The 23,034-nt window shown below is 40.1% G+C and carries 28 protein-coding genes and 1 other annotated feature; of the genes, 5 read left to right on the top strand and 23 right to left on the bottom strand.

All coding sequences use genetic code 11. From position 1 onward, the window contains the following. Position 1: 1 nt before the first annotated feature. A complete protein-coding gene (locus MK482_RS05200) occupies positions 2 to 703 on the bottom strand; it encodes an ABC transporter ATP-binding protein (RefSeq protein WP_268718162.1) in 702 nt (233 codons plus the stop codon). Continuing rightward, positions 687 to 1,883, bottom strand: a complete 1,197-nt coding sequence (locus MK482_RS05195; protein WP_268718230.1) for an efflux RND transporter periplasmic adaptor subunit — start codon at positions 1,881 to 1,883, stop codon at positions 687 to 689. Before MK482_RS05195 ends, MK482_RS05200 begins: the two co-directional genes overlap by 17 nt. 290 nt (positions 1,884 to 2,173) lie before the next feature. Here MK482_RS05195 and gor point away from each other — a divergent pair, with 290 nt between their 5' ends. Then, entirely contained in the window at positions 2,174 to 3,520 is a 1,347-nt protein-coding gene (gene gor / locus MK482_RS05190; protein ID WP_268718161.1) for a glutathione-disulfide reductase, read from the top strand. A gap of 195 nt (positions 3,521 to 3,715) precedes the next feature. After that, the gene (locus tag MK482_RS05185; RefSeq protein ID WP_004256457.1) at positions 3,716 to 4,252 is read left to right on the top strand and encodes a biotin transporter BioY; all 537 of its coding nucleotides are present in this window, start codon (positions 3,716 to 3,718) and stop codon (positions 4,250 to 4,252) included. Positions 4,253 to 4,305: 53 nt separating this feature from the next. On the opposite strand, the gene MK482_RS05180 is transcribed toward MK482_RS05185, so the two are convergent. Further along, a complete protein-coding gene (locus tag MK482_RS05180) occupies positions 4,306 to 4,521 on the bottom strand; it encodes a YdbC family protein (RefSeq protein ID WP_000807422.1) in 216 nt (71 codons plus the stop codon). Between the two features lie 98 nt (positions 4,522 to 4,619). Between MK482_RS05180 and MK482_RS05175 the strand changes: the two genes are divergently transcribed. After that, positions 4,620 to 4,940: a hypothetical protein gene (locus MK482_RS05175; RefSeq protein ID WP_125386523.1), complete on the top strand. Its 321-nt coding sequence runs from the start codon at positions 4,620 to 4,622 to the stop codon at positions 4,938 to 4,940. Positions 4,941 to 4,970: 30 nt separating this feature from the next. Here the strand turns inward: MK482_RS05175 and MK482_RS05170 are convergent, their stop codons facing one another. The 10 genes from MK482_RS05170 to rpsP form a co-directional block, all read right to left on the bottom strand. Further along, positions 4,971 to 5,309 carry an ATP cone domain-containing protein gene (locus tag MK482_RS05170; RefSeq protein WP_001196040.1) on the bottom strand — a complete coding sequence of 113 codons (339 nt, stop codon included), beginning with the start codon at positions 5,307 to 5,309 and terminating at the stop codon, positions 4,971 to 4,973. An 11-nt stretch (positions 5,310 to 5,320) separates the two neighbouring features. Then, complete coding sequence (gene trmD / locus MK482_RS05165; protein WP_000686915.1) at positions 5,321 to 6,040, bottom strand: tRNA (guanosine(37)-N1)-methyltransferase TrmD; 720 nt, start codon at positions 6,038 to 6,040, stop codon at positions 5,321 to 5,323. After that, entirely contained in the window at positions 6,030 to 6,548 is a 519-nt protein-coding gene (gene rimM, locus MK482_RS05160; protein WP_268718160.1) for a ribosome maturation factor RimM, read from the bottom strand. Before rimM ends, trmD begins: the two co-directional genes overlap by 11 nt. 30 nt (positions 6,549 to 6,578) lie before the next feature. Continuing rightward, the gene (locus MK482_RS05155) at positions 6,579 to 7,367 is read right to left on the bottom strand and encodes an alpha/beta fold hydrolase (protein ID WP_268718159.1); all 789 of its coding nucleotides are present in this window, start codon (positions 7,365 to 7,367) and stop codon (positions 6,579 to 6,581) included. A gap of 97 nt (positions 7,368 to 7,464) precedes the next feature. Then, positions 7,465 to 8,322 carry an alpha/beta fold hydrolase gene (locus MK482_RS05150; RefSeq protein WP_268718158.1) on the bottom strand — a complete coding sequence of 286 codons (858 nt, stop codon included), beginning with the start codon at positions 8,320 to 8,322 and terminating at the stop codon, positions 7,465 to 7,467. Positions 8,323 to 8,471: 149 nt separating this feature from the next. Continuing rightward, entirely contained in the window at positions 8,472 to 9,374 is a 903-nt protein-coding gene (locus MK482_RS05145) for a DMT family transporter (RefSeq protein ID WP_268718157.1), read from the bottom strand. 129 nt (positions 9,375 to 9,503) lie between these two features. Continuing rightward, positions 9,504 to 9,650 (bottom strand): hypothetical protein, encoded by a 147-nt coding sequence (locus MK482_RS05140; RefSeq protein WP_268718156.1) that lies wholly within the window; start codon positions 9,648 to 9,650, stop codon positions 9,504 to 9,506. 71 nt (positions 9,651 to 9,721) lie between these two features. Continuing rightward, entirely contained in the window at positions 9,722 to 10,048 is a 327-nt protein-coding gene (locus MK482_RS05135) for a MazG nucleotide pyrophosphohydrolase domain-containing protein (RefSeq protein ID WP_268718155.1), read from the bottom strand. Between the two features lie 44 nt (positions 10,049 to 10,092). After that, a complete protein-coding gene (kphA, locus tag MK482_RS05130; RefSeq protein ID WP_000379617.1) occupies positions 10,093 to 10,332 on the bottom strand; it encodes an RNA-binding protein KphA in 240 nt (79 codons plus the stop codon). A gap of 19 nt (positions 10,333 to 10,351) precedes the next feature. After that, a complete protein-coding gene (rpsP, locus tag MK482_RS05125) occupies positions 10,352 to 10,624 on the bottom strand; it encodes a 30S ribosomal protein S16 (protein WP_000268760.1) in 273 nt (90 codons plus the stop codon). 465 nt (positions 10,625 to 11,089) lie between these two features. Between rpsP and MK482_RS05120 the strand changes: the two genes are divergently transcribed. Beyond that, positions 11,090 to 11,893, top strand: coding sequence for a peptidylprolyl isomerase (locus MK482_RS05120; RefSeq protein WP_268718154.1), 804 nt, complete (start codon positions 11,090 to 11,092; stop codon positions 11,891 to 11,893). Positions 11,894 to 11,947: 54 nt separating this feature from the next. On the opposite strand, the gene MK482_RS05115 is transcribed toward MK482_RS05120, so the two are convergent. The 7 genes from MK482_RS05115 to MK482_RS05085 all read right to left on the bottom strand — a co-directional run bounded on the left by MK482_RS05115 (position 11,948) and on the right by MK482_RS05085 (position 18,790). Beyond that, entirely contained in the window at positions 11,948 to 13,489 is a 1,542-nt protein-coding gene (locus MK482_RS05115) for an ABC-F family ATP-binding cassette domain-containing protein (RefSeq protein WP_000025378.1), read from the bottom strand. 1 nt (position 13,490) lies between these two features. Then, positions 13,491 to 13,973: a VanZ family protein gene (locus MK482_RS05110; RefSeq protein ID WP_268718153.1), complete on the bottom strand. Its 483-nt coding sequence runs from the start codon at positions 13,971 to 13,973 to the stop codon at positions 13,491 to 13,493. Beyond that, on the bottom strand, positions 13,973 to 15,058 hold the full coding sequence (gene rlmN, locus MK482_RS05105) for a 23S rRNA (adenine(2503)-C(2))-methyltransferase RlmN (protein WP_000804760.1): 1,086 nt from the start codon (positions 15,056 to 15,058) through the stop codon (positions 13,973 to 13,975). The genes MK482_RS05110 and rlmN overlap by 1 nt, the downstream gene beginning before the upstream one ends. 20 nt (positions 15,059 to 15,078) lie before the next feature. Then, positions 15,079 to 15,609, bottom strand: coding sequence for a YutD family protein (locus tag MK482_RS05100; protein ID WP_268718152.1), 531 nt, complete (start codon positions 15,607 to 15,609; stop codon positions 15,079 to 15,081). A 156-nt stretch (positions 15,610 to 15,765) separates the two neighbouring features. Next, positions 15,766 to 16,371 (bottom strand): superoxide dismutase SodA, encoded by a 606-nt coding sequence (gene sodA / locus MK482_RS05095; RefSeq protein WP_000974733.1) that lies wholly within the window; start codon positions 16,369 to 16,371, stop codon positions 15,766 to 15,768. A gap of 413 nt (positions 16,372 to 16,784) precedes the next feature. Continuing rightward, the gene (holA, locus tag MK482_RS05090) at positions 16,785 to 17,822 is read right to left on the bottom strand and encodes a DNA polymerase III subunit delta (RefSeq protein WP_268718151.1); all 1,038 of its coding nucleotides are present in this window, start codon (positions 17,820 to 17,822) and stop codon (positions 16,785 to 16,787) included. Between the two features lie 32 nt (positions 17,823 to 17,854). Next, positions 17,855 to 18,790, bottom strand: coding sequence for a dihydroorotate oxidase (locus MK482_RS05085; RefSeq protein WP_268718150.1), 936 nt, complete (start codon positions 18,788 to 18,790; stop codon positions 17,855 to 17,857). 228 nt (positions 18,791 to 19,018) lie between these two features. On the opposite strand from MK482_RS05085, the gene gdhA reads away from it, so the two are divergent. Next, the gene (gene gdhA / locus MK482_RS05080) at positions 19,019 to 20,365 is read left to right on the top strand and encodes an NADP-specific glutamate dehydrogenase (protein WP_000199532.1); all 1,347 of its coding nucleotides are present in this window, start codon (positions 19,019 to 19,021) and stop codon (positions 20,363 to 20,365) included. A gap of 174 nt (positions 20,366 to 20,539) precedes the next feature. Here the strand turns inward: gdhA and rplL are convergent, their stop codons facing one another. The 3 genes from rplL to MK482_RS05065 form a co-directional block, all read right to left on the bottom strand. Beyond that, positions 20,540 to 20,908: a 50S ribosomal protein L7/L12 gene (gene rplL, locus MK482_RS05075; protein ID WP_070527119.1), complete on the bottom strand. Its 369-nt coding sequence runs from the start codon at positions 20,906 to 20,908 to the stop codon at positions 20,540 to 20,542. Between the two features lie 72 nt (positions 20,909 to 20,980). Beyond that, positions 20,981 to 21,481 (bottom strand): 50S ribosomal protein L10, encoded by a 501-nt coding sequence (gene rplJ, locus MK482_RS05070; protein WP_001287277.1) that lies wholly within the window; start codon positions 21,479 to 21,481, stop codon positions 20,981 to 20,983. A gap of 38 nt (positions 21,482 to 21,519) precedes the next feature. Then, positions 21,520 to 21,655: a sequence feature (ribosomal protein L10 leader region), on the bottom strand. A 75-nt stretch (positions 21,656 to 21,730) separates the two neighbouring features. After that, complete coding sequence (locus MK482_RS05065) at positions 21,731 to 22,990, bottom strand: TRZ/ATZ family protein (RefSeq protein ID WP_124787312.1); 1,260 nt, start codon at positions 22,988 to 22,990, stop codon at positions 21,731 to 21,733. Between the last annotated feature and the right edge of the window lie 44 nt (positions 22,991 to 23,034).

Raw genomic sequence — 23,034 nt, 5'->3', positions numbered from 1 at the left:
CTTAGTTTTCCTCCTTTTCTACGAGACCACTATCAGATGAAATGACGCCATCACGAATGACAATCTGACGCTTAGCGTAAGCAGCGATTTCAGGCTCATGCGTAACCATAATGATGGTTTTTCCTTCTTTGTTTAATTCAACTAAAAGCTGCATAATCTGATTTCCAGTTTTAGTATCCAAAGCTCCAGTAGGCTCATCTGCCAAGATAATCGAAGGATTGTTAACAAGTGCACGCGCTATGGCAACTCTTTGCTTCTGACCACCTGACAACTCCGAAGGTAAGTGATGGCTACGCTCAGTCAACTCAACCTTTTCCAGATACTCTTCTGCTAATTTGCGACGTTTTGAAGCACCAACTCCTGCATAAATCAGAGGAAGTTCCACATTTTGGAGGGCATTCATTTTAGACAAGAGAAAGAATTGTTGAAAGACGAAGCCGATTTCCTGATTTCGAACCTTGGCTAATTGTTTTTCACCCAGACCAGCTACTTCTTTGCCATCTAGAAAATACTGACCACTTGTAGGAGTATCCAACATGCCAATGGTATTCATGAGGGTTGACTTACCTGAACCGGATGGTCCCATGATGGCAACAAATTCACCCTCATTCACTTCTAGGTTGATATTTTTGAGAACCTGCAGTTCTTGGTCACCGTTACGGTAGCTTCTGCAGATATTTTTTAGACTAATTAGTTGCTTCATCAGCCTTCACCTCTTTTCCTTCCTCTAGAGAAGACGTTGGGTTACTGATGACCTTGACTCCATTTGTCAGACCTGAAGTGATTTCTTGGTTGTCTGCATCAGCATTGCCCAAACCAACTTCCACTTTCTTGGCCTTTTTCTGCTCGTCAAGCACCCAGACATAGTTCTTATCATTTTCAGTCACAATACTTGTTAGAGGAACCAAAATGGCTTTACTCTTATTCTTGACCTCAACACTTACTGAGAATCCTTGTTTCAAATCACCGATTTCACTTGTAACATCAATGGTATATGGATATTTAGAACCAGAATTACCACCTGCTGCGGCAGTAGCTGCACTTGCTGCTTCGCCATTAGTTTTAGGATAGTCAGAGATATAGCTAATCTTACCTGTCCAGCTCTTATCTTGGTAAACTTTAGAAGTAAAGGTTACTTCTTGACCTACAGATAAGTTAGCGAGGTTATATTCAGACAGTTCTCCCTTAACTTGCAAGTTTTCATTACTTACGACATGAACGACTACTTGGCTAGCTCCAGTTGGAGATTTAGAAACATTATGGTTGACTTCGACCACAGTTCCCTCTAGGGTACTGAGAACCGTCATGGCATCCAACTGATTTTGAGCCTTGCTTAATTGCGCTACTGCATCTGCACGAGCATCACGAGCATCACCTAGTTGTGCATCAATAGAGGAAAATGCATTTCCTGAAACTTGTGCTGCAGCTCCTTCGCCTCCTGCTGGCGTTTGCAACTGTGGAGCCGGAGCTGAAGTTGCTTCATTTCGTGCTTGGTTGAGTTCGTTGATATGACGGTCTGCCTTCGCAATTGCTCGACTGGCTGAATCATAGGCCGCCTGGGCTTCTGAACTACTGTACTTGACTAAAGCCTGTCCTTCACTGACTTTATCACCCACAGAAACAAGGATTTCATCTAAATCTCCCTTACTAGTATCAAAATAAACATATTGTTCATTTTTTGCTGTTACTGTCCCTGACAATAAAACAGAGGATGCCACGCTTCCTTCCTTGGCAACAACAAGATGAGTAGGCTCATCTTTTACAGCGGTCTGAGATGGTTGTCTAAAGAGCAAAATCCCCCCAGCACCTAATACAACTACACTGGCAGCACCGATTGCTGCATACAATTGCCACTTTTTAGCTTTACGATTCTTCTTCATAATGAAACTCCTTTTTGATTTAAAGTCCTTAACAATATTATATAAAAATTAGCAAATATAAACAATAACCGTTCAGAACGAAATAATGACATTTCAGGATTTGATTATTGTTCGGAATCTATTTTCATTACCATTGTACTAGTTATATAATACATTTTATTTTTCCTTTTTGCAAGCCTTTTCTTTAATTTTTTTGAACGTAGCAGATTTTTGCAATCAGATAAAAAAAAAGATAGAATATGACTATCAAAAAATGACACTCTACTATTTCAAAGAGTATAAAGGAGTTTTCAATGAGAGAATACGATATCATTGCTATCGGTGGAGGTAGCGGAGGAATTGCTACCATGAACCGTGCTGGTGAACACGGAGCTAAAGCGGCCGTTATTGAGGAAAAGAAATTAGGTGGAACCTGTGTCAACGTCGGTTGTGTTCCTAAAAAAATCATGTGGTACGGAGCGCAAATCGCTGAAACTTTCCATCAATTTGGAGAAGACTACGGCTTTAAGACTACTGATCTTAACTTTGACTTTGCAACACTACGTCGCAATCGTGAAGCCTACATCGATCGCGCTCGTTCTTCTTATGATGGCAGTTTTAAACGCAACGGTGTAGATTTGATTGAAGGTCATGCTGAATTTGTAGATTCTCATACTGTTAGCGTAAATGGTGAACTGATTCGTGCTAAACATATTGTGATTGCGACTGGTGCCCATCCAAGTATTCCAAATATTCCTGGTGCTGAGCTAGGTGGCTCTTCTGATGATGTATTTGCTTGGGAAGAATTGCCAGAATCAGTTGCTATTCTAGGCGCTGGTTATATCGCTGTGGAATTGGCTGGCGTACTCCACACTTTTGGTGTCAAGACAGACCTCTTTGTTCGTCGTGATCGTCCTTTACGTGGTTTTGATTCTTACATCGTTGAAGGTCTGGTCAAGGAAATGGAAAGAACAAACTTGCCACTTCATACTCACAAAGTCCCTGTTAAGTTAGAAAAAACTGCTGAAGGCATTACCATTCATTTCGAAGATGGTACTAGTCACACAGCTAGCCAAGTTATCTGGGCTACAGGCCGCCGTCCAAACGTTAAGGGTTTGCAACTTGAAAAAGCTGGAGTAACTCTGAACGAACGTGGCTTTATCCAAGTGGATGAATACCAAAATACTGTTGTTGAGGGAATCTATGCTCTAGGTGATGTAACTGGCGAAAAAGAACTAACTCCAGTTGCTATCAAAGCTGGGCGTACCCTATCTGAACGTCTCTTTAACGGAAAAACTACTGCAAAAATGGACTACTCAACTATTCCAACTGTTGTCTTTTCACACCCTGCTATCGGAACTGTTGGTTTGACAGAAGAGCAAGCTATTAAAGAATACGGTCAGGACCAAATCAAGGTTTATAAATCAAGCTTTACGTCTATGTACTCTGCTTGCACTTACAACCGTCAAGAAACTCGTTTCAAATTGATCACAGCTGGTTCAGAAGAAAAAGTTGTCGGACTTCATGGAATTGGTTACGGCGTTGATGAAATGATTCAAGGATTTGCCGTTGCTATCAAAATGGGAGCAACCAAGGCTGACTTTGATGCAACTGTGGCAATTCACCCAACTGCATCTGAAGAATTTGTAACCATGCGTTAATCGAAATAAAAGAAGCTGATACAAATGTGTCTGCTTCTTTTTTGATAATTTTCGAATCAACAAAATAATTATCGAACTTAGTTAGTAAGCAAATCGGCCGTTACAGTTTTTGTTACCTTGTTTTAAAAAATTGGTTGACAATAATTACTCTACGAGTATAATAGTTACTATACATCAGAAAAGAGGTTAACTATTTTGAAAAAAGCTCATGTTTATGCTATCCCTGCTATTGGAGCTGCTCTCATTGCTGTTTTGGCACAAATCAGTCTTCCAATTGGACCCGTCCCCTTCACTCTGCAAAACTTTGCCATCGGCTTGATTGCTACTGTCTTTAGACCGAGAGAGGCTGTACTTTCTGTCGGACTCTATCTTCTTCTAGGTGCCATCGGTCTTCCTGTCTTTGCAGGAGGTGGAGCTGGTTTTCAGGCTTTAGTTGGCCCTACTGCAGGCTATCTTTGGTTTTATCTTGTGTACTCTGGACTTACTTCTTCCCTAACCAACAGCAAGAGTGGTGTTGTCAAGATTTTTCTTGCAAACCTCTTGGGTGATGCCCTTGTCTTTATCGGAGGGATTCTCAGCTTGCATTTCCTAGCTGGAATGGCATTTGAAAAAGCTCTTATTGTGGGAGTTCTTCCCTTTATCATTCCAGACCTTGGTAAAATTATTGCTATTAGTTTTATTAGCCGTCCATTACTTCAACGCCTTAAAAATCAGGCTTACTTTGCTAACTAAAAAAGGATATCGAGTTGTCATAACTCAATATCCTTTTCTTTCATTTTGACACCTTAGTTACCTTTAAAAGCATCCACCATTGTTTGAAATTCTTCATTGGAGAGAGTAATCCCTTTGCCCATTTTAGTATGATCTGGACTCCAAGCACGAATATCAAACTTTGCAGGAGCACCATTAAAGCTCACACGGTTGATTTCCTTGGTCCAACCTTTTTCGTTTTCAGAGAGAGTCAACAAGTGCTCTTCGATTTCAAATGTAAATTCTGCCATTTTCTTCTCCTTTTTTAGCTTTCATTTGATTATTCGTAAAATCTTGTAGTTTTTAGGAAAATTTTATATAATATTGATATAAAAGAAGGGAGGCCACTATGAAACATAAATTCCAGCAAGTTCTAGATAAAATACATGACTTTTTAAATGGACATGACCAACCTGACCATACTGAAAGCAACTCCCTTACAGCCACTATTGAAGAGGCTATCCAGAAACAAACTGCTGTTCACCTTATCTTGTCTGAGACAAGTTTTACAGGTGATATCATCAAATACGATCAGCAACGCCAGCAAATTATCGTGAAAAATTTTGCCAAAAATGTGACCCGTATTATCCGTATAAGCGATATTCAACGCCTGCGATTTGTCCCCTCAACTGTCCAAACAGCCCAAAAAAATAGATTTAAGAAAGAGTGAGATGTAGTTGCTTCATCCCACTCTTTTTTCTTAGCGAATTTGTTCAAAATGTAAATGAACCGCGATATGATCTCCATAACCACTTCTTTCCAAGTCACGTTGTAAACGATAGGAAATGTAGTGTTCTGCAATGGTAATGTAACCTGCCCCCAGCAAACGATGTTCAACCATAGACTGAATCATGCTAATAGTAGCACGTTCCACTTTGGCTTCTTCCAAATCCAAAACCACTTTCTTAGTGACTTGTGCAAGGTTTTGACGCAAATCATCTGTCAATACATAGACAGTCTGGGCTGCCTTTAAGATAGCTTGGTAAATCTTATCTGGATTAAATTCAGCAATTTCTCCATCACGTTTGATTACTTGCATAGGTTTCTCCTTTATTCTTTGTTTTCTTTGATTTCTGCCAGCATTTTTTCTTCTTCTGCTGTCAGTTGATAATGTTCAAGCAAATCCGGTCTGCGTTCATAGGTTTTCTTTAAACTCTCATACAGGCGCCACTGACGAATCTTTTCATGGTGTCCACTCATCAATACATCTGGCACGACCATCCCTCGATAATCATAAGGACGTGTGTACTGAGGGTATTCGAGAAGGCCTGAAGAAAAACTATCATCTTGGTGGCTAGACTCCTTGCCAATCACTTCTGGAATCAGGCGAACCGTCGCATCAATCATGGTCATGGCTGCCAATTCTCCACCAGTCAAGACATAGTCGCCCAGGGAGATCTCATCTGTCACCAAGGTCTTAATTCGCTCATCATAACCCTCATAGTGCCCACAGATAAAGATTAACTCTTCCTCTTGAGCCAAATCCTCAGCATAAGCCTGATCAAACTGCTTTCCAGCTGGATCGAGGAGAATAACGCGCGGATTTTTCTTTTCAATAGCATCAAAGGCATCGAAAATGGGTTGGGCTCGGAGCAACATCCCCTGACCGCCTCCGTAGGGCTCATCATCTACATGACGAGCCTTTTCAGCATTTTCTCTAAAATTATGATACTGGATATCCAAGAGCCCTTTTTCACGTGCCTTTCCAACGATTGAGTGCTCTAGCGGAGAAAACATCTCTGGAAAAAGGGTTAAAATATCAATCTTCATCGTCTAACCCTTCTAAGATTTCCACATTGACGCGTTTATTTGGAATATCAACATTGAGAACCACTGGTGGGATATAAGGCAATAACAAATCACGTTTACCTTTTCGCTTGACCACCCAGACATCGTTGGCACCTGGTTGCAGGATTTCCTTGATGGTTCCAATCAAGTTATCACCCTCATAGACTTCCAAACCGATAATCTCGTGATAATAAAATTCACCATCGTCTAGGTCATTCAAATCTTCCTCAGCAACCTTGAGACTGTATCCCTTGTACTTTTCAATAGTATTGATATGGTACATGTCTTTGAATTTGATAATATCAAAATTCTTATGCTTACGGTGGCTAGCAATGGTCACTGTTTGAACAAACTGATTTTTTTCATCAAACAAGGCTAGCTCAGCCCCCTTTTTAAACCGTTCTTCTGCAAAATCCGTCACAGACAAGACTCGCATCTCACCCTGCAACCCCTGCGTATTGACGATTTTCCCAACATTAAAGTAGTTCATTTTGTCTCCTGTAGTCTCCTTCTTTCCATCTTATTCGGACAATTCTCGAATAATAGTCGCAATTTTTTCGGATTCAGACCACTGTAAATAATGGTGATTCCCTCCTAAAATGAGTTTAGTATTGGAAGTCCAATATTCTGATTCTCTGTACTCTTTTTCTCTATAAGGCTGACAAAAAATAAATACAGGGACGTGAGATTCTATCGAGACATTCTCAAAATCTTCCTCAGTAATCTCTCCAGATATCTGAAATCCTGTATATTGACTTTCCAACTCTGAACCTTTTTCTTGCATTATTTTCCAGATTTCTTTATTAGTTTCAGGGCTAAATGTCTCTTGAGTTAAGTTCTTAAAATAAAGTTCAGGACCACACTCCTCAATCAGCCTCATCTGCTTTTCCATTTCTGGATAAGGATTTTCTGAAAAATCAGCAAACATGACTTTTTTAGTTGTCGGTTCCATTGCTACTAAAGCCTGACACTTAATTGGTTTGTTGAGCAATTTGCAAGCTAAAATTCCACTCAAACTATGTGCACAAAGTATATATTCAGAAATCCCTAATTCTTCAAGTACTTCATAAACCGCATCTGCAAGATTATCTAGATTTTTTCCATCTTGGTCATGAATCGGACTCCTACCTGTGTTCGGAAAATCAATTGTCAAATAACCAATTGTAGGAGGAAGTTTTTCAAGTATAAGTGAAAAATTTTCATAACTTGGTAGCAAACCTGCGCCACTTAAACAAACTAGTATTTTCTTTTGCTTTTGATAAGTAACAGAGAGACTACCAATTTCTGTAGATACTTCAAACCTCTTCATAAAGAAATCCACTCGTTCTATATAATGAATTATTAAAAATCCTTATCCTTTATTTTATCACGTTCCAAGGATTTTCTCAAGTTGGATAGATCCTATCTTATGGGCCTACTACTTCTTCAAAGAATTCACCAATTATCTGATTAAACTCTTCAGGATGGTCATTCATAGGTTGGTGTTTGCTATCTGAAATCGTTACTTGACGCGCATTGGGATTTAAGGCAATGATACCATCGTAGATCATTTTTAGGTGTTTAGGAAAATCATTTTCGCCTCTTACTAATAGCATAGGAGGATTGCCATGATAACCTTCTATCTCATGGACAGCCAAAAAGCCTGTGATTCCAAGGTTCAAAAAAACATCTCTCCCAGTTTCTATAATGGCCGTCTTGATTAACTCTCTTGTGATAGGATTATCACTACACATTTTTGAGTTCTTATCTGCAATCAACTTCCAAGGAATCGTTTTATACATAAGGGAACTATATTTTATGCGATTTCTCTCTTTATCTGATAGGTAACGATGCTGTCCCCAACTATCTACCATGACCAAGGCTAGAACTCTTTCTGGATGGCGATAGGTGTACTCTTGAAGTGGATTCCCTCCCCAAGAATGACCAACCAATATCACCTTATCTAGCTGGAAATAGGACAAAATAGCATCTACATCTTGAACAGCACCTTCTAAGTCAGGTAGACCAACTTTTATAGGTGATTCACCCTGCCCTCTAACATTGACAAAGTAGAGGTCAAATCCTTCAAAGGCATCATACTGGTGAGCCCACATCTGACTACGACCACAAGCTCCATGATAAAAAATAATGTGTCCCTTACTTGAGCTTCCAGGGCGATGATAAACAGCCAAATCACAATCTACGACAGGCACAATGTGGCGCTCTAACATCTCGTGTTTTCTTTCATAAAAAGCAATAGCTTCAGCTATATCATTTTGCTTCATTTCTACACTCTCTCCTCTTTATCCTAGTATTATTCTTTTTATCTATTTTATCATGCTATATTAAAATCATCGTGTTCTAAACTTGATCACATTAAAATTTTTGAATTTTCTGAATGACTTGGATTAAGAAAAAGACTGCTACGCAATCTTTACTTTTTTCTCATCAGATTCATGCCTAAAATTCCAGCAATAATCAAAGTTGCTCCGATGACATGGTAACAATAAATTGGTTCATGGAGGATAAGGGCTCCGGCTAGAATGGTCAAAACTGTTCCAAGATTACCAAAGACACTGACGGTTGATGCTCCAAGTCGAACAATAGCATAGATAGAGAGACTACCAGTAACGATAGAGGCTAAAATTCCCAAATAAAGAATGGAAAACAGATAAGGAAGCTGTCCGAGAGGTGCAACGTAGGCTAATATGTTGCCATCTAGATAGTGCGAGGTCAGACTCAACGTATTAAAGGTGACGAAGCCAACAAATATCACAACAGCTGTCATATCCATGGCCCGATAGCGATCTCCTTTAGCCTTGCTGAGGATATTGTTTAGTGCATTGGCGAGAACAGATCCCAACATCAAGAGAAAGCCAAAACTAGCAGTCTCAGTACCAAAGTTAGCTCCTTTACTAAGGAAGATGAAAACTACTCCTGCTACGGATAAAAATAAAAAGAACTTTTGAAGCAAGCTTGTCTTTTCCTTGAGAAAAGCCGATGCTAAAAGGAGAGTAAAAATCGGGACAAGAGCCTGTAAAATTCCAGCTTCAGAAGACGATATATACTGTAAAGCAAAGGATTGAAAAATAAAAAAGAAAAGCGGATAGAAAAGGCTCATAGGAAGAATAGAAAGAATATCTTTTCTACTTAAACTCACTTTAATAAGTTTTGTTTGATTAAGAACGACCATTACTAAAGCTGCAATTGTATAGCGATGCGCTAAGTTTGTGAGAGGACTGGCATAGCCTAAAGCAATCTTAGTAAATAAAAAAGAAAAACCAATGATTGCTGAAAAGGATAAGGCAGCTATGTATGCTTTTGTTTTCTCGTTCATAGATTGTTACTCCCTTTAAAAGTAGCTATTCTCAAGATTAATTGACTATAATTCTTTGAGACTGTCTTTCCATTGTAGCATAGTAAAATGCTAGATGCTATTTCTAGGATTAGTATTTTATGCCTTCTATTACTCTTTCAAGCTGATAAATTCTCTCTCATTGCCTATAAAGGAGGCAGCTATGCTGACCTGCTTTTCTCGTTCTTGTCTCACAAGTTCTAGCTTGTCTACCTCTTGGAGATTACTTACTTTGATAATATAAACTGCCAGTTTCATTGTTTTCTATTTACTAGCTAGACCAATATATGAGAAATCTTCTTTATAAGAAAAAATCATTTCTTATTCTCTTATAAATTCTCTAAAAAGCCTTCCAAATCTCGTTCATGCTGATATTTGATAGCCGCCTTTTTGTCTTTTTCAAAAATGATCTTGGTTAGATCTATGTCGTTGATGGCCGCAATTGCGACAGTGTAGTGAATGATATCAGCCAATTCTTTTGCTAGTTCCTCGTTCGAATCTTGAACTCCCTCTTTTCTACCAGAACGACCATTCAAAACCTCAGCTACTTCTCCGACTTCCTCCACTAGCTTGATAAAAAGACCTTCCTCAGTCCGAGACTGCTGGTAATGTTCGAGTAAGTAGTCTTGTAATTGTCTAAACGTTAAATCCTTCATATCCTGCTCCTTGCAAAAAAAGCGAGACATTCGTCCCGCCCTTCTTATTTTTCGTCAATAACGATTCTTACTTTTTTGTCTTCAGTTGGGACAGAGTAGACAATCGTTCTTATCGCAGAAATAGTGCGACCCTTACGACCGATTACACGACCCACATCACTTTGATCAAGATCCAAATGATATTCCAAAAATTCTGGTGTATCTTCAATCTTGATAGTTAAGGCATCTGGTTGTGAAATCAAGGGTTTCACAATCGCAATAATGAGATTTTCAATCGTATCCATCTGTCAACCTACTTTAAACTTATTTTGAGAATTTAGAATCGTGGAATTTCTTCAATACACCTTCTTTTGAAAGGATGTTGCGAACTGTATCTGAAGGTTGAGCTCCATCAGCCAACCATGCAAGAACGCGGTCTTCTTTCAAAGTTACTTGGTTTTCAGCAACAAGTGGGTTGTAAGTTCCAACTGTTTCGATGAAACGTCCGTCACGTGGTGAACGTGAATCTGCTACGTTGATACGGTAGAAAGGTTTTTTCTTAGAACCCATACGAGTCAAACGGATTTTAACTGCCATTTTTAAAGTCTCTTTTCTTATTTTTTATTTCGGTGAAATAGCTGAGCTATTTAGCACATGTTCTATTATAGCAGATTTCTAGCAGGTGTCAAGAAAAAAACTTGACAGACTATAAAATTTTTAAACCATTTAGAAATTTGTTATATTTTTAAAGAAAAATCAGAAAGAGAATGCCATAAATACTATTTTAGAAACATTTTATAAAGACCATCAAGTCAAGCCCTTCACGACAACTTTTCAGAAGAAGAATTGGCAAGTCACTTTTCAATTCGTGGCTACAAATTGACTCCAAAGGGGGAGCAGATACTAGAACAGTACCAGGAAATTATCGACCGTCATCCAAAGAAGAATCTCTAATCAAGTGACTTTGGGGTTGATTTTCTCTAAAACTGTCTTGTCACTAATATTTGAAATCCCCTTCCTTTTAGGGTACAATGGTAGAAATGAATTTTTGAGAGGAACAGAATGAAAAAACTAGCAACCCTTCTTTTACTGTCCACTGTAGCCCTAGCCGGATGTAGCAGCATCCAACGTAGTCTGCGTGGTGATGACTATGTAGATTCTAGCTTGGCCGCTGAGGAAAGCTCCAAAGTAGTAGCCCAATCTGCCAAGGAATTAAACGATGCTTTAACAAACGAAAACGCCAATTTCCCACAACTATCTAAAGAAGTTGCTGAAGACGAGACTGAAGTGATTCTCCACACAAGTCAAGGAGATATCCGTATCAAACTCTTCCCTAAACTCGCTCCTCTAGCGGTTGAAAACTTCCTCACTCATGCCAAAGAAGGATACTATAACGGAATTACCTTCCACCGTGTCATCGATGGCTTTATGGTCCAAACTGGAGATCCAAAAGGGGACGGTACAGGTGGTCAGTCCATCTGGCATGACAAGGATAAGACTAAAGACAAGGGAACTGGTTTCAAAAACGAGATCACTCCTTATCTCTATAACATCCGTGGTGCTCTTTCTATGGCTAATACTGGTCAACCAAACACCAATGGTAGCCAGTTCTTCATCAACCAAAACTCTACAGATACCTCTGCTAAACTCCCTACAAGCAAGTATCCAAAGAAAATCATCGAAGCCTATAAAGAAGGGGGAAATCCTAGTCTAGATGGTAAGCACCCAGTCTTTGGTCAAGTCATTGATGGTATGGATGTTGTAGATAAGATTGCTAAAGCCGAAAAAGATGAGAAAGACAAGCCAACTACTGCTATCACAATCGATAACATCGAAGTAGTAAAAGACTACGATTTTAAATCTTAAAAAATAAAAAATACAGTATCCACATTCGGTACTGTATTTCTTTTACTCTCATTCTTAAGTTAAATTATTAAAATCCCATATTTGATCCATCCAACCTTCATAGAAGTCTGGTTCGTGACAGACCATAAGAATAGATCCCTTGTATTCTTTAAGAGCACGTTTGAGTTCATCCTTGGCATCCACATCCAAATGGTTGGTCGGCTCGTCCAGCACTAAAACGTTGTTTTCACGATTCATCAAGAGACAGAAACGAACCTTGGCTTGTTCCCCACCTGACAAGACCTGAATTTGGCTTTCGATATGCTTAGTTGTCAAACCACAACGGGCAAGGGCTGCACGGACTTCTGCTTGGTTGAGGGCTGGAAAGGCATTCCAGACAGCTTCAAGTGGTGTTTGGCGATTACCGCCTTCTACTTCCTGTTCAAAATAACCGAGTTCTAGGTAGTCACCGCGTTCCACTTCCCCAGCTATTGGCGGGATAATTCCCAAGAGAGACTTCAAGAGAGTTGTTTTCCCGATACCATTTGCCCCGATAATAGCAACCTTTTGATTGCGTTCAAAGGTAAGATTTAGTGGCTTAGTGAGAGGTCGATCATAACCAATTTGCAAATCCTTGGCTTGGAAAATAAAGCGCCCTGGTGTACGAGCCGGTTTGAAATCAAATGATGGTTTTGGTTTCTCACTTTGCAGTTCGATAATATCCATCTTATCCAATTTCTTCTGGCGGGACATGGCCATGTTTCGTGTTGCAACACGCGCTTTGTTTCGAGCGACAAAATCTTTAAGGTCGGCAATCTCTTTCTGCTGACGTTCGTAGGCTGCCTCCAGCTGTGATTTTTTCATGGCATAAACTTCTTGGAACTGGTAGTAGTCACCAGAGTAACGCGTCAACTGTTGATTCTCCACATGGTAGACAATATTAATCACATCGTTCAGGAATGGAATATCGTGCGAAATAAGGACAAAGGCATTCTCATAGTTTTGGAGATAGCGCTTGAGCCAATCAATATGCTCAGCATCCAAGTAGTTGGTCGGCTCGTCCAAAAGCAAGATATCGGGCTTTTCAAGGAGGAGTTTAGCCAAAAGTACCTTGGTTCTTTGCCCACCTGACAAAGAGGTTACATCCGTATCCATGCCAAAGTCCATGACACCAAGGGCACGCGCTACTTCGTCAATCTTAGCATCCAAGGTATAGAAATCACGACTCTCCAGACGGTCTTGAAGTTCTCCAACTTCTTCCATGAGAGCATCAACATCCGCACCGTCTTCAGCCATTTCCATATAGAGGTCATTGATACGGGCTTCTGCTTTAAACAGCTCATCAAAGGCTGTACGGAGCACATCACGCACCGACTGCCCTTCAGCAAGGACGGAGTGCTGATCCAAGTAACCAGCAGTCACATATTTGGACCACTCAACCTTCCCTTCATCTGGCAACATTTTACCAGTCACGATACTCATAAAGGTTGATTTCCCTTCACCATTAGCACCGACCAGACCGATATGTTCTCCCTTGAGGAGACGGAAGGACACATCTTCAAAAATTGCACGGTCACCAAAACCGTGACTCAGATTTTTAACTTCTAAAATACTCATTTTAATTCCTTATCTTGTTTTTATGTAATTGTTTATAGAGAAGCCAAGCCAGATAGCCACCCAAGGTATTGGTCCACAAATCATCAATCTCAAAGACGCGATTAAAATCAAAGAAAAAATCTAAGACTAACTGCGTACACTCAATTCCTAGGCTTATAAGAAAACTGAAAAAGATCACTTTTCTTGTCTTACGCAAATTTGGAAGGAGATAAAGGAGTTGGAAAATCAGAGGAAAAAGTAAGAAGACATTGAGGATATTTTGTAGAAAAAGCCAACATAATTGTCCTATGTCACTCACCTCACCCAGTTTCCAGAAAGAATTGAAAGGAGTCAAAAGAAAAACCAGGCGTCCAAGATGCTGAATACCTGGAGTTTCCACCCCCACGGGAGAATGTTCTTGAGGAGTAAAGCAAAAGTAAACGATACAAATACTATAGAAAATGACTCCCCAGACCAAAATACGATTATAAGTCTTCTTCATCATTAAGGATTGACTGCTGCGACTGCTTTCTGGCGATCACGTTTCATTGTATTAGAACGCAATTGTCCACAAGCTGCATCAATATCAGTACCATGCTCTTGACGAACCACACAGTTAACCCCTTTTTTCTTAAGCGTATCATAAAAGGCCAGGACGCGCTCTTTAGGACTACGGCTATATTGGTCATGCTCACTAACTGGGTTATAAGGAATCAAGTTTACATAAGACAATTTCTTGATATTCTTGAGCAATTCAGCCAATTCTAAGGCTTGTTCTACACCATCATTGACTTCATTGAGCATGATATACTCAAAGGTCACACGACGATTTGTTGTTTCGATGTAGTACTCAATAGCAGCAAAGAGTTTTTCAATCGGAAAGGCACGGTTAATCTTCATGATGCTTGAGCGCAATTCATTATTGGGTGCGTGAAGGGAAACAGCCAGATTGACCTGGACGCCTTCATTAGCAAAGTCACGAATTTTATGGGCCAAACCTGAGGTTGAAACCGTAATGTGACGAGCACCGATTGCCATCCCCTTGTCATCATTGATGGTACGAACGAAATTCAAGACATTGTTGTAGTTATCAAAGGGCTCACCAATACCCATGACAACGATATGGCTGACGCGTTCATCCTGACCACGTTCATCAAAGTATTTCTGAACCAGCATGATTTGCGCTACGATTTCACCGTTATTGAGGTCACGTTGTTTCTTAATCAAACCAGAGGCACAGAAGGTACAACCGATATTACAGCCGACCTGAGTGGTCACACAGACTGACAAACCATAGTGCTGACGCATAAGTACTGTCTCAATCAACATACCATCAGGCAATTCAAAAAGATATTTAACGGTACCATCAGCAGACTCTTGAACGATACGCTGTTTCAATGGATTAACCACAAACTGGTCATTGAGCTTAGCAATCAAATCCTTGGAAAGGTTGGTCATTTCTTCAAATGACTGCACACGTTTACGGTAGAGCCATTCCCAGATTTGATCTGCACGGAATTTCTTTTCTCCCTGCTCCAATACCCATTCCTGCATGGTTTGACGTGTTAAACTATAAATTGACGGTTTCATTTCTTCTCCTTATTCTCTACTCACTTCTGACGAATGACAAAATGACGTTGTCCCTTGTCCTCTTTCTGAGAATGCTGGTCTTTCTGACGACGTCTATTTTTCTTATCTGCATTCGGTTTTCGTTTGGTTTGAGCCGATTTCTTTCCTTTTCTAGAAGGTGTTTCTTCTTCCTTCTTACGCATTTTCTTGTCAAATGATGCTCGCTTAGGGGCTTCATTTTCTAAGACAAAATAGGCACAACCATAACTACAATACTCTAGAAGGTAGTCTTGTAAACGACTGATTTTTTCAAGTTTTTCTTCTGTTCGATCATCCTTGTAAAAACCTCGTAGGCGAAGCTGTTCGTTGCTCCAGTCTCCCACGATATAATCAAACTTTGTTAAGACTTCTGAAAAACGCTGATTAAAAGCCGTCACATTAAAGGCATCCTTGATATTTTCCACCAAGGAAAAAGCTATCCCTTCCGTTTCAACCTTGTCCCCATGTAAATGGAACTCAGGACCAGGAAACTTGTTATAGTTGTATAATTCAGGTGCAATTTCTTTTCGCATAGATATCCTTTTTCCACGATTACTTAATACTTTATTCTACCATAATTTCTAGCAGTTAGCACGTTTCTCATAAAAATGAAAAAAGTCTGACGATTTTGTCAGACCAGAATCATATAACCTAAAAAAGAGAAGAACCATTCTTCCCTCCAACTATCATTATTTAGCAGCTGCGTACAATTCATCTACTTTGTTCCAGTTGATCACTGAGAAGAAAGCTTTGATGTAGTCAGGACGCACGTTGCGGTATTTCACGTAGTAAGCATGTTCCCAAACGTCCAAGCCCAAGATTGGTTTTTTACCTTCTGAGATTGGTGTGTCTTGGTTTGCTGTTGAAGTCACTTCAAGCTTCCCTTCTTTGTTGACAACCAACCATGCCCAGCCAGAACCAAAACGAGTTGTTGCTGCTGCAGTGAAGGCTGCTTGGAATTCTTCAAATGAACCAAATGTTGCATCAATTGCTGCTGCCAGTTCTGCTGAAGGAGCTGTTTTCTCAGGAGTCATCAATTCCCAGAAAAGAGCGTGGTTCAAGTGTCCGCCACCATTGTTAATAAGCGCTTGACGGATATCAGCTGGAATAGATTCTACATCAGCAAGCAAGGCTTCAAGGTCTTCACCGATTTCAGGGTGTTTTTCAAGAGCTGCATTGGCATTGTTGACATAAGTTTGATGGTGTTTGTCATGGTGCAAATGCATTGTTTCCGCATCGATGTATGGTTCCAAAGCGTCGTATGCATATGGAAGATCTGGTAAGATAATAGCCATCTGTAATACCTCTTTTTCTTTCTATATGAAAATGATAACGTAAACATTCACTTTTTTCAAGTTTTTTGCTTATAAATGAGGAAATCAGTAACATACTTTCTAATCATACTCTTCGAAAATCTCTTCAAACTGCGTCAACGTCGCCTTGCCGTAGATATGTTACTGACTTCGTCAGTCTTATCTACAACCTCAAAACAGTGTTTTGAGCTGACTTCGTCAGTTTTATCTACAACCTCAAAACAGTGTTTTGAGCTGACTTCGTCAGTCTTATCTACAACCTCAAAGCAGTGCTTTGAGTAGCCTGCGGCTAGTTTCCTAGTTTGCTCTTTGATTTTCATTGAGTATAAAACAAGTAAATCAGCAAGAAACCCACGACAAAATAATCTTGACGCGGGTTGTAGTTTCAAAAAATATCAATTTACCTGACTAGCAATCTGTAAGAGTGCCTTTTCAAAAAGGAAACCTTTTTCATAAAGACCTGTCTTAATCTGATAGTCTGTCTCAATCAAATAAGAAATAGCTTGCTTCAAACAGCTCAAGGAAAGTCCTCGCGCATCTCTCAGCGCAAACTTGATTTGATAGGGATTAGGATTGCGTCCGAGAAAACTTCCTAGACTACTTGCAATCTGCGATTCTGTTTGCCCAGACTCCGCCAAAATTTTCACCTGAGTAAAAGTCCGAAATTGTCCCAGCATGACTGCTATGAGCTTAATTTCATCTTCACCTTGCAAGGTCAAGTCTCTAACCAAATCGCGCGCCTGGTCCATCCTTTTAGTTAGAATAAACTGAGTTAAATCAAAAATATTGTCCTGCAAGGTCTTGGGAATAGCATTGACAATATCCTCTTCCTCGATAACAGAGTCTTCCTTATAGGACTGTAAAAAGAGGAGATTTTTCTGGATTTCGCTAAATTGAAAACCAGATTTGATAAGGAGATTTTCAAAAGACTGATTGGCAAACTGCAGACCTTCTTTCTGACTCCACTTTTGGAAATACTGTCGCAATTCTTGTTCTTTGGCTTCTACTGCATCAAAGACCTTGGCATCACGCTTAAGTAATTTAACCAACCGTCTTTTGCTATCCAGTTTTCCTTCTGCAAAGATTATCAACTTGGTTGTTGGTGAAGGATTGTCAAAGTATTCCTCAAATGACTTGAGCTCATCATCTGTCAAAAAGCGTTTTTTAGCAGTCGTGATATCAACAAAATGGTCTAATATCACGATTTTCTCATCTGCAAAGAAAGGAAGGCTGACCAACTCCAGTTCCACATCCTTGTAAACTACTTCTTTCATATCAAAGTAGGCAAAGTTGAGGTCAGCAGAATCATAGCCAATCTGTTTCAACACTTGACTCTTCATCACTTCAAACTGGCCCTGATCTGTCCCTGTAAAAAGGCTCAGGCTCGGTAAATTTGATAAAGTCAACTTCTGACTCTCTTCAATGGCTAGCATCTTCTCTCCTTTCTTCTGATTTTTTAATGAATTTAATCAATATAGCGCAATTTCCCACGGAAATCTTCCAGGCTTTCGTACCCTTTTTCCGCCATGATTGCTTTCAGTTCATTGGTAATGCGGTCAAAAGCACCGACACCTTCTTTATGAAGGGTGGTTCCCACCTGCACCATACTTGCTCCACAGAGGATATGTTCAAAGGCATCACGACCAGTCAAAACGCCACCTGTTCCAATGATTTGAATTTGAGGATTTAAGCGTTGATAAAAGGCATGAACATTAGCTAGAGCAGTCGGTTTGATATACTCGCCACCAATGCCACCGAAACCATTTTTAGGACGAATAACGACAGACTCGTCTTCTATATACAGTCCGTTTCCGATAGAGTTGACGCAGTTGACAAACTTAAGAGGATACTTGTTGAAAATAGCTGCCGCTTGGTCAAAGTGCACAATGTCAAAATATGGTGGCAATTTAATTCCAAGAGGTTTGGTAAAGTAGGCAAACACCTCTGCCAAAATTTGGTCAGTTGTCTCAAAATCATAGGCAATCTGAGGTTTACCTGGAACATTTGGACAGGAAAGATTTAGCTCAGTCAGACCACGAAAATCACTATCTTGGACTTTTTTCAAGATGGTATGAGTTTCCTCTGGAGACATGCCGACTAGAGATAAGAAGAAAGTTCGGTTTGGCTCTTTTTCCTGCAAGTCCAAAAGATAGTCCAAATAATAGTCTAAACCATTATTTGGCAAGCCCATAGAGTTGATAGAACCAAGTGGAACATCTTGGTAGCGTGGCTCAGGATTTCCCTGACGAAAGTCCAAGGTTGCTGTCTTAGTGACAAAGGTTCCTGCCGCTGAGTTTTTAACCCCTTCTAACTCCTCTATCGTCATACAAGCCACACCTGCTGCATTCATCAAACAATTGTCAAACTCAAAGCCAGCTATTTGTGTTTTCGTTGATACCATGATTCTAATCCTCCAGATTCCTTTTATTGCTAATATTATATCACATTTTCAGATTTTCTCTTTGAGAAAGATATTTCAAAGAAAAAGGTTCGTATTTTATGAATTAAAGAAAAATCTGGAACTAAATTGATAGAATTTTTAGAAAATTTTTGTTTTTCTCTTTACAGTTAAAAAAATTTCTGCTATAATGACTCATGTAATAAAATATGACAACAAAAGGAGAACGATATGACATCTGCTAAAGAATATATCCAAAGCGTGTTTGAAACTGTAAAAGCTCGTAACGGGCACGAGGCTGAATTCCTACAAGCTGTTGAAGAATTTTTCAACACTTTGGAACCTGTATTTGAAAAACACCCTGAGTATATCGAAGAAAATATCTTGGCACGTATTACTGAGCCTGAGCGCGTGATTTCTTTCCGTGTTCCTTGGGTTGACCGTGATGGAAAAGTTCAAGTAAACCGTGGTTACCGTGTTCAATTCAACTCAGCTGTTGGACCATACAAAGGCGGACTTCGTTTCCACCCAACTGTAAACCAAGGGATTTTGAAATTCCTCGGATTTGAACAAATCTTCAAAAATGTCTTGACTGGGCTTCCTATCGGTGGAGGTAAAGGTGGATCAGACTTCGATCCTAAAGGTAAAACAGATGCTGAAGTGATGCGCTTCTGCCAAAGCTTCATGACTGAATTGCAAAAACACATCGGACCATCACTTGACGTACCTGCTGGTGATATCGGTGTAGGTGGACGCGAAATTGGTTACCTTTACGGTCAATACAAACGTCTTAACCAATTTGATGCTGGTGTCTTGACTGGTAAACCTCTTGGGTTTGGTGGTAGCTTGATTCGTCCAGAAGCAACTGGTTACGGTTTGGTTTACTATACTGAAGAAATGCTCAAAGCTAACGGTAATAGCTTTGCTGGTAAGAAAGTCGTTATTTCAGGTTCTGGTAACGTAGCTCAGTACGCTCTTCAAAAAGCAACTGAACTTGGTGCAACTGTTATCTCTGTATCTGACTCAAATGGTTATGTCATCGATGAAAATGGTATCGACTTCGATCTCTTGGTAGATGTTAAAGAAAAACGTCGTGCTCGCTTGACTGAGTATGCAGCTGAGAAAGCAACTGCTACTTACCATGAAGGTTCTGTATGGACTTACGCTGGAAACTATGATATCGCTCTTCCATGTGCGACTCAAAACGAAATCAATGGTGAAGCAGCTAAACGTTTGGTTGCCCAAGGTGTTATCTGTGTATCTGAAGGTGCCAACATGCCAAGCGACCTTGATGCCATCAAAGTTTACAAAGAAAATGGTATTTTCTACGGACCTGCTAAAGCTGCCAATGCCGGTGGTGTAGCCGTTTCAGCCCTTGAAATGAGCCAAAACAGTCTTCGCCTCTCATGGACTCGTGAAGAAGTTGATGGACGTCTCAAAGACATCATGACAAACATCTTCAACACAGCTAAAACAACTTCAGAAACATACGGTCTTGATAAAGACTACCTTGCAGGAGCTAATATTGCTGCCTTTGAAAATGTAGCAAACGCTATGATTGCACAAGGTATTGTTTAAGATTTATTTGCTTAATCCTCAATCGCTTCGATTGGGGATTTTTAGCTTGAATTAAACAGTTGGAAAATTACTTACTCGCCCCCTTTTTTGCCCCTTTTAGAACAAAAAGAAAAACCGCTACTCCTAAGAATAGCGGTTTAATCATGTTTTTAAGCTACTAATGTAGTTGCTCTATTATTTAAGAGTAACTGAAGCTCCAGCTTCTTCCAATTTAGCTTTGATTTCTTCAGCTTCTGCAGTTGCAACGCCTTCTTTAACAAGTGCTGGTGCACCGTCAACAAGTTCTTTAGCTTCTTTAAGACCAAGACCTGTGATTTCACGTACAACTTTGATAACACCAACTTTTTTGTCACCTGCAGATGTCAATTCAACGTCGAATGAATCTTTAGCAGCACCAGCGTCAGCAACACCAGCTGCAGCAACAGCTACAGGAGCAGCTGCAGTTACACCAAATTCTTCTTCGATAGCTTTTACAAGGTCGTTCAATTCAAGGATTGAAGCTTCTTTAATTTCAGCAATAATGTTTTCAATGTTCAATGCCATTGTTATTTCCTCCAAATATGTTTTAAATTTATAATAGATTTTCGTAGCTAGGCTACGCTGCGTAGCTTAAGATTAAGCTGCGTCTTCTTTGTTGTCTGCAACCGCTTTGACTGCAAGAGCAACGTTGCGCACTGGCGCTTGAAGTACAGAAAGGAGCATAGAAAGAAGTCCTTCGCGGTTTGGAAGAGTTGCAAGAGCAAGAATCTCTTCTTTAGATGCGACAGCGCCTTCGATTGCACCACCTTTGATTTCAAGTGCTTCAGCGTTTTTAGAAAAGTCGTTCAAGATTTTCGCTGGTGCGATAACATCTTCGTTAGAAAATGCCACTGCAGATGGTCCAACGAATACAGATGCAAGATCTTCAAGACCAGCTTTTTCAGCTGCACGACGCAAGATTGAGTTTTTAATCACTTTATACTCAACTTCGCTTCCACGAAGCTCACGACGAAGAACTGTATCTTGCTCAACTGTCAAACCACGAGCGTCTACAACGACGATAGATGCAGCAGCTTTCATTTTTTCAGCTACTACGTCAACTAGTTCCGCTTTTTTAGCAATAATTGCTTCACTCATTAGTGTGTTCACCTCCGTTATTATTTTGCTTGGGGAATTTTTCCAAAAGAAAAACGCGCCCAAACCTAGACACGAAAGTACAATACGCTTCTTTTTACATGATACGTTTTGTCCTCGGTAGGATACTTATGAGTCGAGCTCCCCTACTGTCTTAGGCAGTTTTTTCAAACCGTATATAAGTATAGCATAGTCAAAAAAAGAATGCAAGATTTTTGCAAACTTTTTTTTAATTTTTTCGTGATTTTTATTCTAAAGTTCTACTGTCAGGACTTGACCTTGTTTCACAACCTGTTCTCCGGCGATATAAACATCATCTACATCACTAGATTTGACTGCATAAACGAGATGAGAGAGCATATTTTTCTGAGGTTGGAGATGGATTTTTCCCTGAGGGTGGATGACGAGAAAATCTGCTTGCTTTCCGACTTCTAGGCTTCCTATCTGTTCTTCCATTCCTAGGACCTTAGCCCCTTCGATTGTCAGAGCCTTGAGGGCTGTTTCGATTGGGAATTGGCTGGCATCTCCACTTTTCATCTTCTGAAGAAGGGCTGCTGTCCGACCTTCCTCAAACATGTCTAAATTATTATTAGAAGCGACCGAGTCAGTCGCAATTCCTACTGCTACTCCTGCTTTTTGCAGTTGGACGATGGGAGCGATTCCTGATGCCAGTTTGAGGTTACTGATAGGGTTGTGGGCGATAGCTACTTGAGAGGTTGCCAAACGTTCAATTTCTCGCTCGTTTAATTCGACCCCATGAGCAAAGACAGACGGATAATCTAAGTAACCCAGTTCTTCTAGAAAGGCGAGGGGGCGTTTGCCGTATCGTTTGAGGATAATTTCTGACTCCTCCTTGGTCTCCGCCACATGGATATGGAGAGGAATATTTAGCTCTTTTGCCATATCTAAGCTTTCTTCCAGCAAGTCTCTACTACAACTGTAGGGAGAATGTGGGGCTATCATAACCTTGAAATTTGGATTTTTATATCCTAAAATTTCCTCGATGATGGCTCGAGTTCTGCTTATCGTCTCGGCAGTTGTTTCTGCCTCTGAGGAAAAGAGGGTCGGTGAGAAATAACAACGCATCTTGGAAGCTTTCACTGCCTGATAAATTTGCTCCATATCCACACCATTGGGATTATACATATCGTTGAAGGTTGTTGTTCCTGACTGGAGCATCTCTGTCAGAGCTTCTTTGACCGCCTTGGTAGTCATGTCGGGAGTAAACTCAGCTTCTGCTGGCCAGATATAGTCATTGAGCCATTCATGAAGATTGCTATCATCTCGAATTCCTCTCAATCCTGTCATAGCAGAATGGGTATGGCAATTGACCAAACCAGGCATAATCCAGGCCCCCTGATAGTCTATAATCTGCTCAGCTTGCTCTAAAATCTCTGAATTCCCTTGACCGACATAGACGATTTGAGAATCCTTAACTGCTAAGATTCCATTCAGATAAACATGAAAATCTTGATCACAAGTCACAATATTTACATGCTGATAGACTTTCATTCTAGGCTCCTTTTCTAAAAGACAATTTACAGTGAACAATTTTT

The organism is Streptococcus mitis (assembly GCF_026782865.1).
GTDB classification, from domain to species: Bacteria; Bacillota; Bacilli; order Lactobacillales; family Streptococcaceae; genus Streptococcus; species Streptococcus mitis_CG.
This window is presented reverse-complemented; position numbering and strand designations above follow the sequence as displayed.

What these genes read in the sequence shown, in the direction of transcription:
- MK482_RS05200 (WP_268718162.1), bottom strand. Translation starts at nt 703, where the DNA reads ATGAAGCAACTAATTAGTCTAAAAAATATCTGCAGAAGCTACCGTAAC.
- gor (WP_268718161.1), top strand. Translation starts at nt 2,174, where the DNA reads ATGAGAGAATACGATATCATTGCTATCGGTGGAGGTAGCGGAGGAATT.
- MK482_RS05180 (WP_000807422.1), bottom strand. Translation starts at nt 4,521, where the DNA reads ATGGCAGAATTTACATTTGAAATCGAAGAGCACTTGTTGACTCTCTCT.
- MK482_RS05175 (WP_125386523.1), top strand. Translation starts at nt 4,620, where the DNA reads ATGAAACATAAATTCCAGCAAGTTCTAGATAAAATACATGACTTTTTA.
- MK482_RS05170 (WP_001196040.1), bottom strand. Translation starts at nt 5,309, where the DNA reads ATGCAAGTAATCAAACGTGATGGAGAAATTGCTGAATTTAATCCAGAT.
- trmD (WP_000686915.1), bottom strand. Translation starts at nt 6,040, where the DNA reads ATGAAGATTGATATTTTAACCCTTTTTCCAGAGATGTTTTCTCCGCTA.
- rimM (WP_268718160.1), bottom strand. Translation starts at nt 6,548, where the DNA reads ATGAACTACTTTAATGTTGGGAAAATCGTCAATACGCAGGGGTTGCAG.
- MK482_RS05155 (WP_268718159.1), bottom strand. Translation starts at nt 7,367, where the DNA reads ATGAAGAGGTTTGAAGTATCTACAGAAATTGGTAGTCTCTCTGTTACT.
- MK482_RS05150 (WP_268718158.1), bottom strand. Translation starts at nt 8,322, where the DNA reads ATGAAGCAAAATGATATAGCTGAAGCTATTGCTTTTTATGAAAGAAAA.
- MK482_RS05145 (WP_268718157.1), bottom strand. Translation starts at nt 9,374, where the DNA reads ATGAACGAGAAAACAAAAGCATACATAGCTGCCTTATCCTTTTCAGCA.
- MK482_RS05140 (WP_268718156.1), bottom strand. Translation starts at nt 9,650, where the DNA reads ATGAAACTGGCAGTTTATATTATCAAAGTAAGTAATCTCCAAGAGGTA.
- MK482_RS05135 (WP_268718155.1), bottom strand. Translation starts at nt 10,048, where the DNA reads ATGAAGGATTTAACGTTTAGACAATTACAAGACTACTTACTCGAACAT.
- kphA (WP_000379617.1), bottom strand. Translation starts at nt 10,332, where the DNA reads ATGGATACGATTGAAAATCTCATTATTGCGATTGTGAAACCCTTGATT.
- rpsP (WP_000268760.1), bottom strand. Translation starts at nt 10,624, where the DNA reads ATGGCAGTTAAAATCCGTTTGACTCGTATGGGTTCTAAGAAAAAACCT.
- MK482_RS05120 (WP_268718154.1), top strand. Translation starts at nt 11,090, where the DNA reads ATGAAAAAACTAGCAACCCTTCTTTTACTGTCCACTGTAGCCCTAGCC.
- MK482_RS05115 (WP_000025378.1), bottom strand. Translation starts at nt 13,489, where the DNA reads ATGAGTATTTTAGAAGTTAAAAATCTGAGTCACGGTTTTGGTGACCGT.
- MK482_RS05110 (WP_268718153.1), bottom strand. Translation starts at nt 13,973, where the DNA reads ATGATGAAGAAGACTTATAATCGTATTTTGGTCTGGGGAGTCATTTTC.
- rlmN (WP_000804760.1), bottom strand. Translation starts at nt 15,058, where the DNA reads ATGAAACCGTCAATTTATAGTTTAACACGTCAAACCATGCAGGAATGG.
- MK482_RS05100 (WP_268718152.1), bottom strand. Translation starts at nt 15,609, where the DNA reads ATGCGAAAAGAAATTGCACCTGAATTATACAACTATAACAAGTTTCCT.
- sodA (WP_000974733.1), bottom strand. Translation starts at nt 16,371, where the DNA reads ATGGCTATTATCTTACCAGATCTTCCATATGCATACGACGCTTTGGAA.
- holA (WP_268718151.1), bottom strand. Translation starts at nt 17,822, where the DNA reads ATGCTAGCCATTGAAGAGAGTCAGAAGTTGACTTTATCAAATTTACCG.
- MK482_RS05085 (WP_268718150.1), bottom strand. Translation starts at nt 18,790, where the DNA reads ATGGTATCAACGAAAACACAAATAGCTGGCTTTGAGTTTGACAATTGT.
- gdhA (WP_000199532.1), top strand. Translation starts at nt 19,019, where the DNA reads ATGACATCTGCTAAAGAATATATCCAAAGCGTGTTTGAAACTGTAAAA.
- rplL (WP_070527119.1), bottom strand. Translation starts at nt 20,908, where the DNA reads ATGGCATTGAACATTGAAAACATTATTGCTGAAATTAAAGAAGCTTCA.
- rplJ (WP_001287277.1), bottom strand. Translation starts at nt 21,481, where the DNA reads ATGAGTGAAGCAATTATTGCTAAAAAAGCGGAACTAGTTGACGTAGTA.
- MK482_RS05065 (WP_124787312.1), bottom strand. Translation starts at nt 22,990, where the DNA reads ATGAAAGTCTATCAGCATGTAAATATTGTGACTTGTGATCAAGATTTT.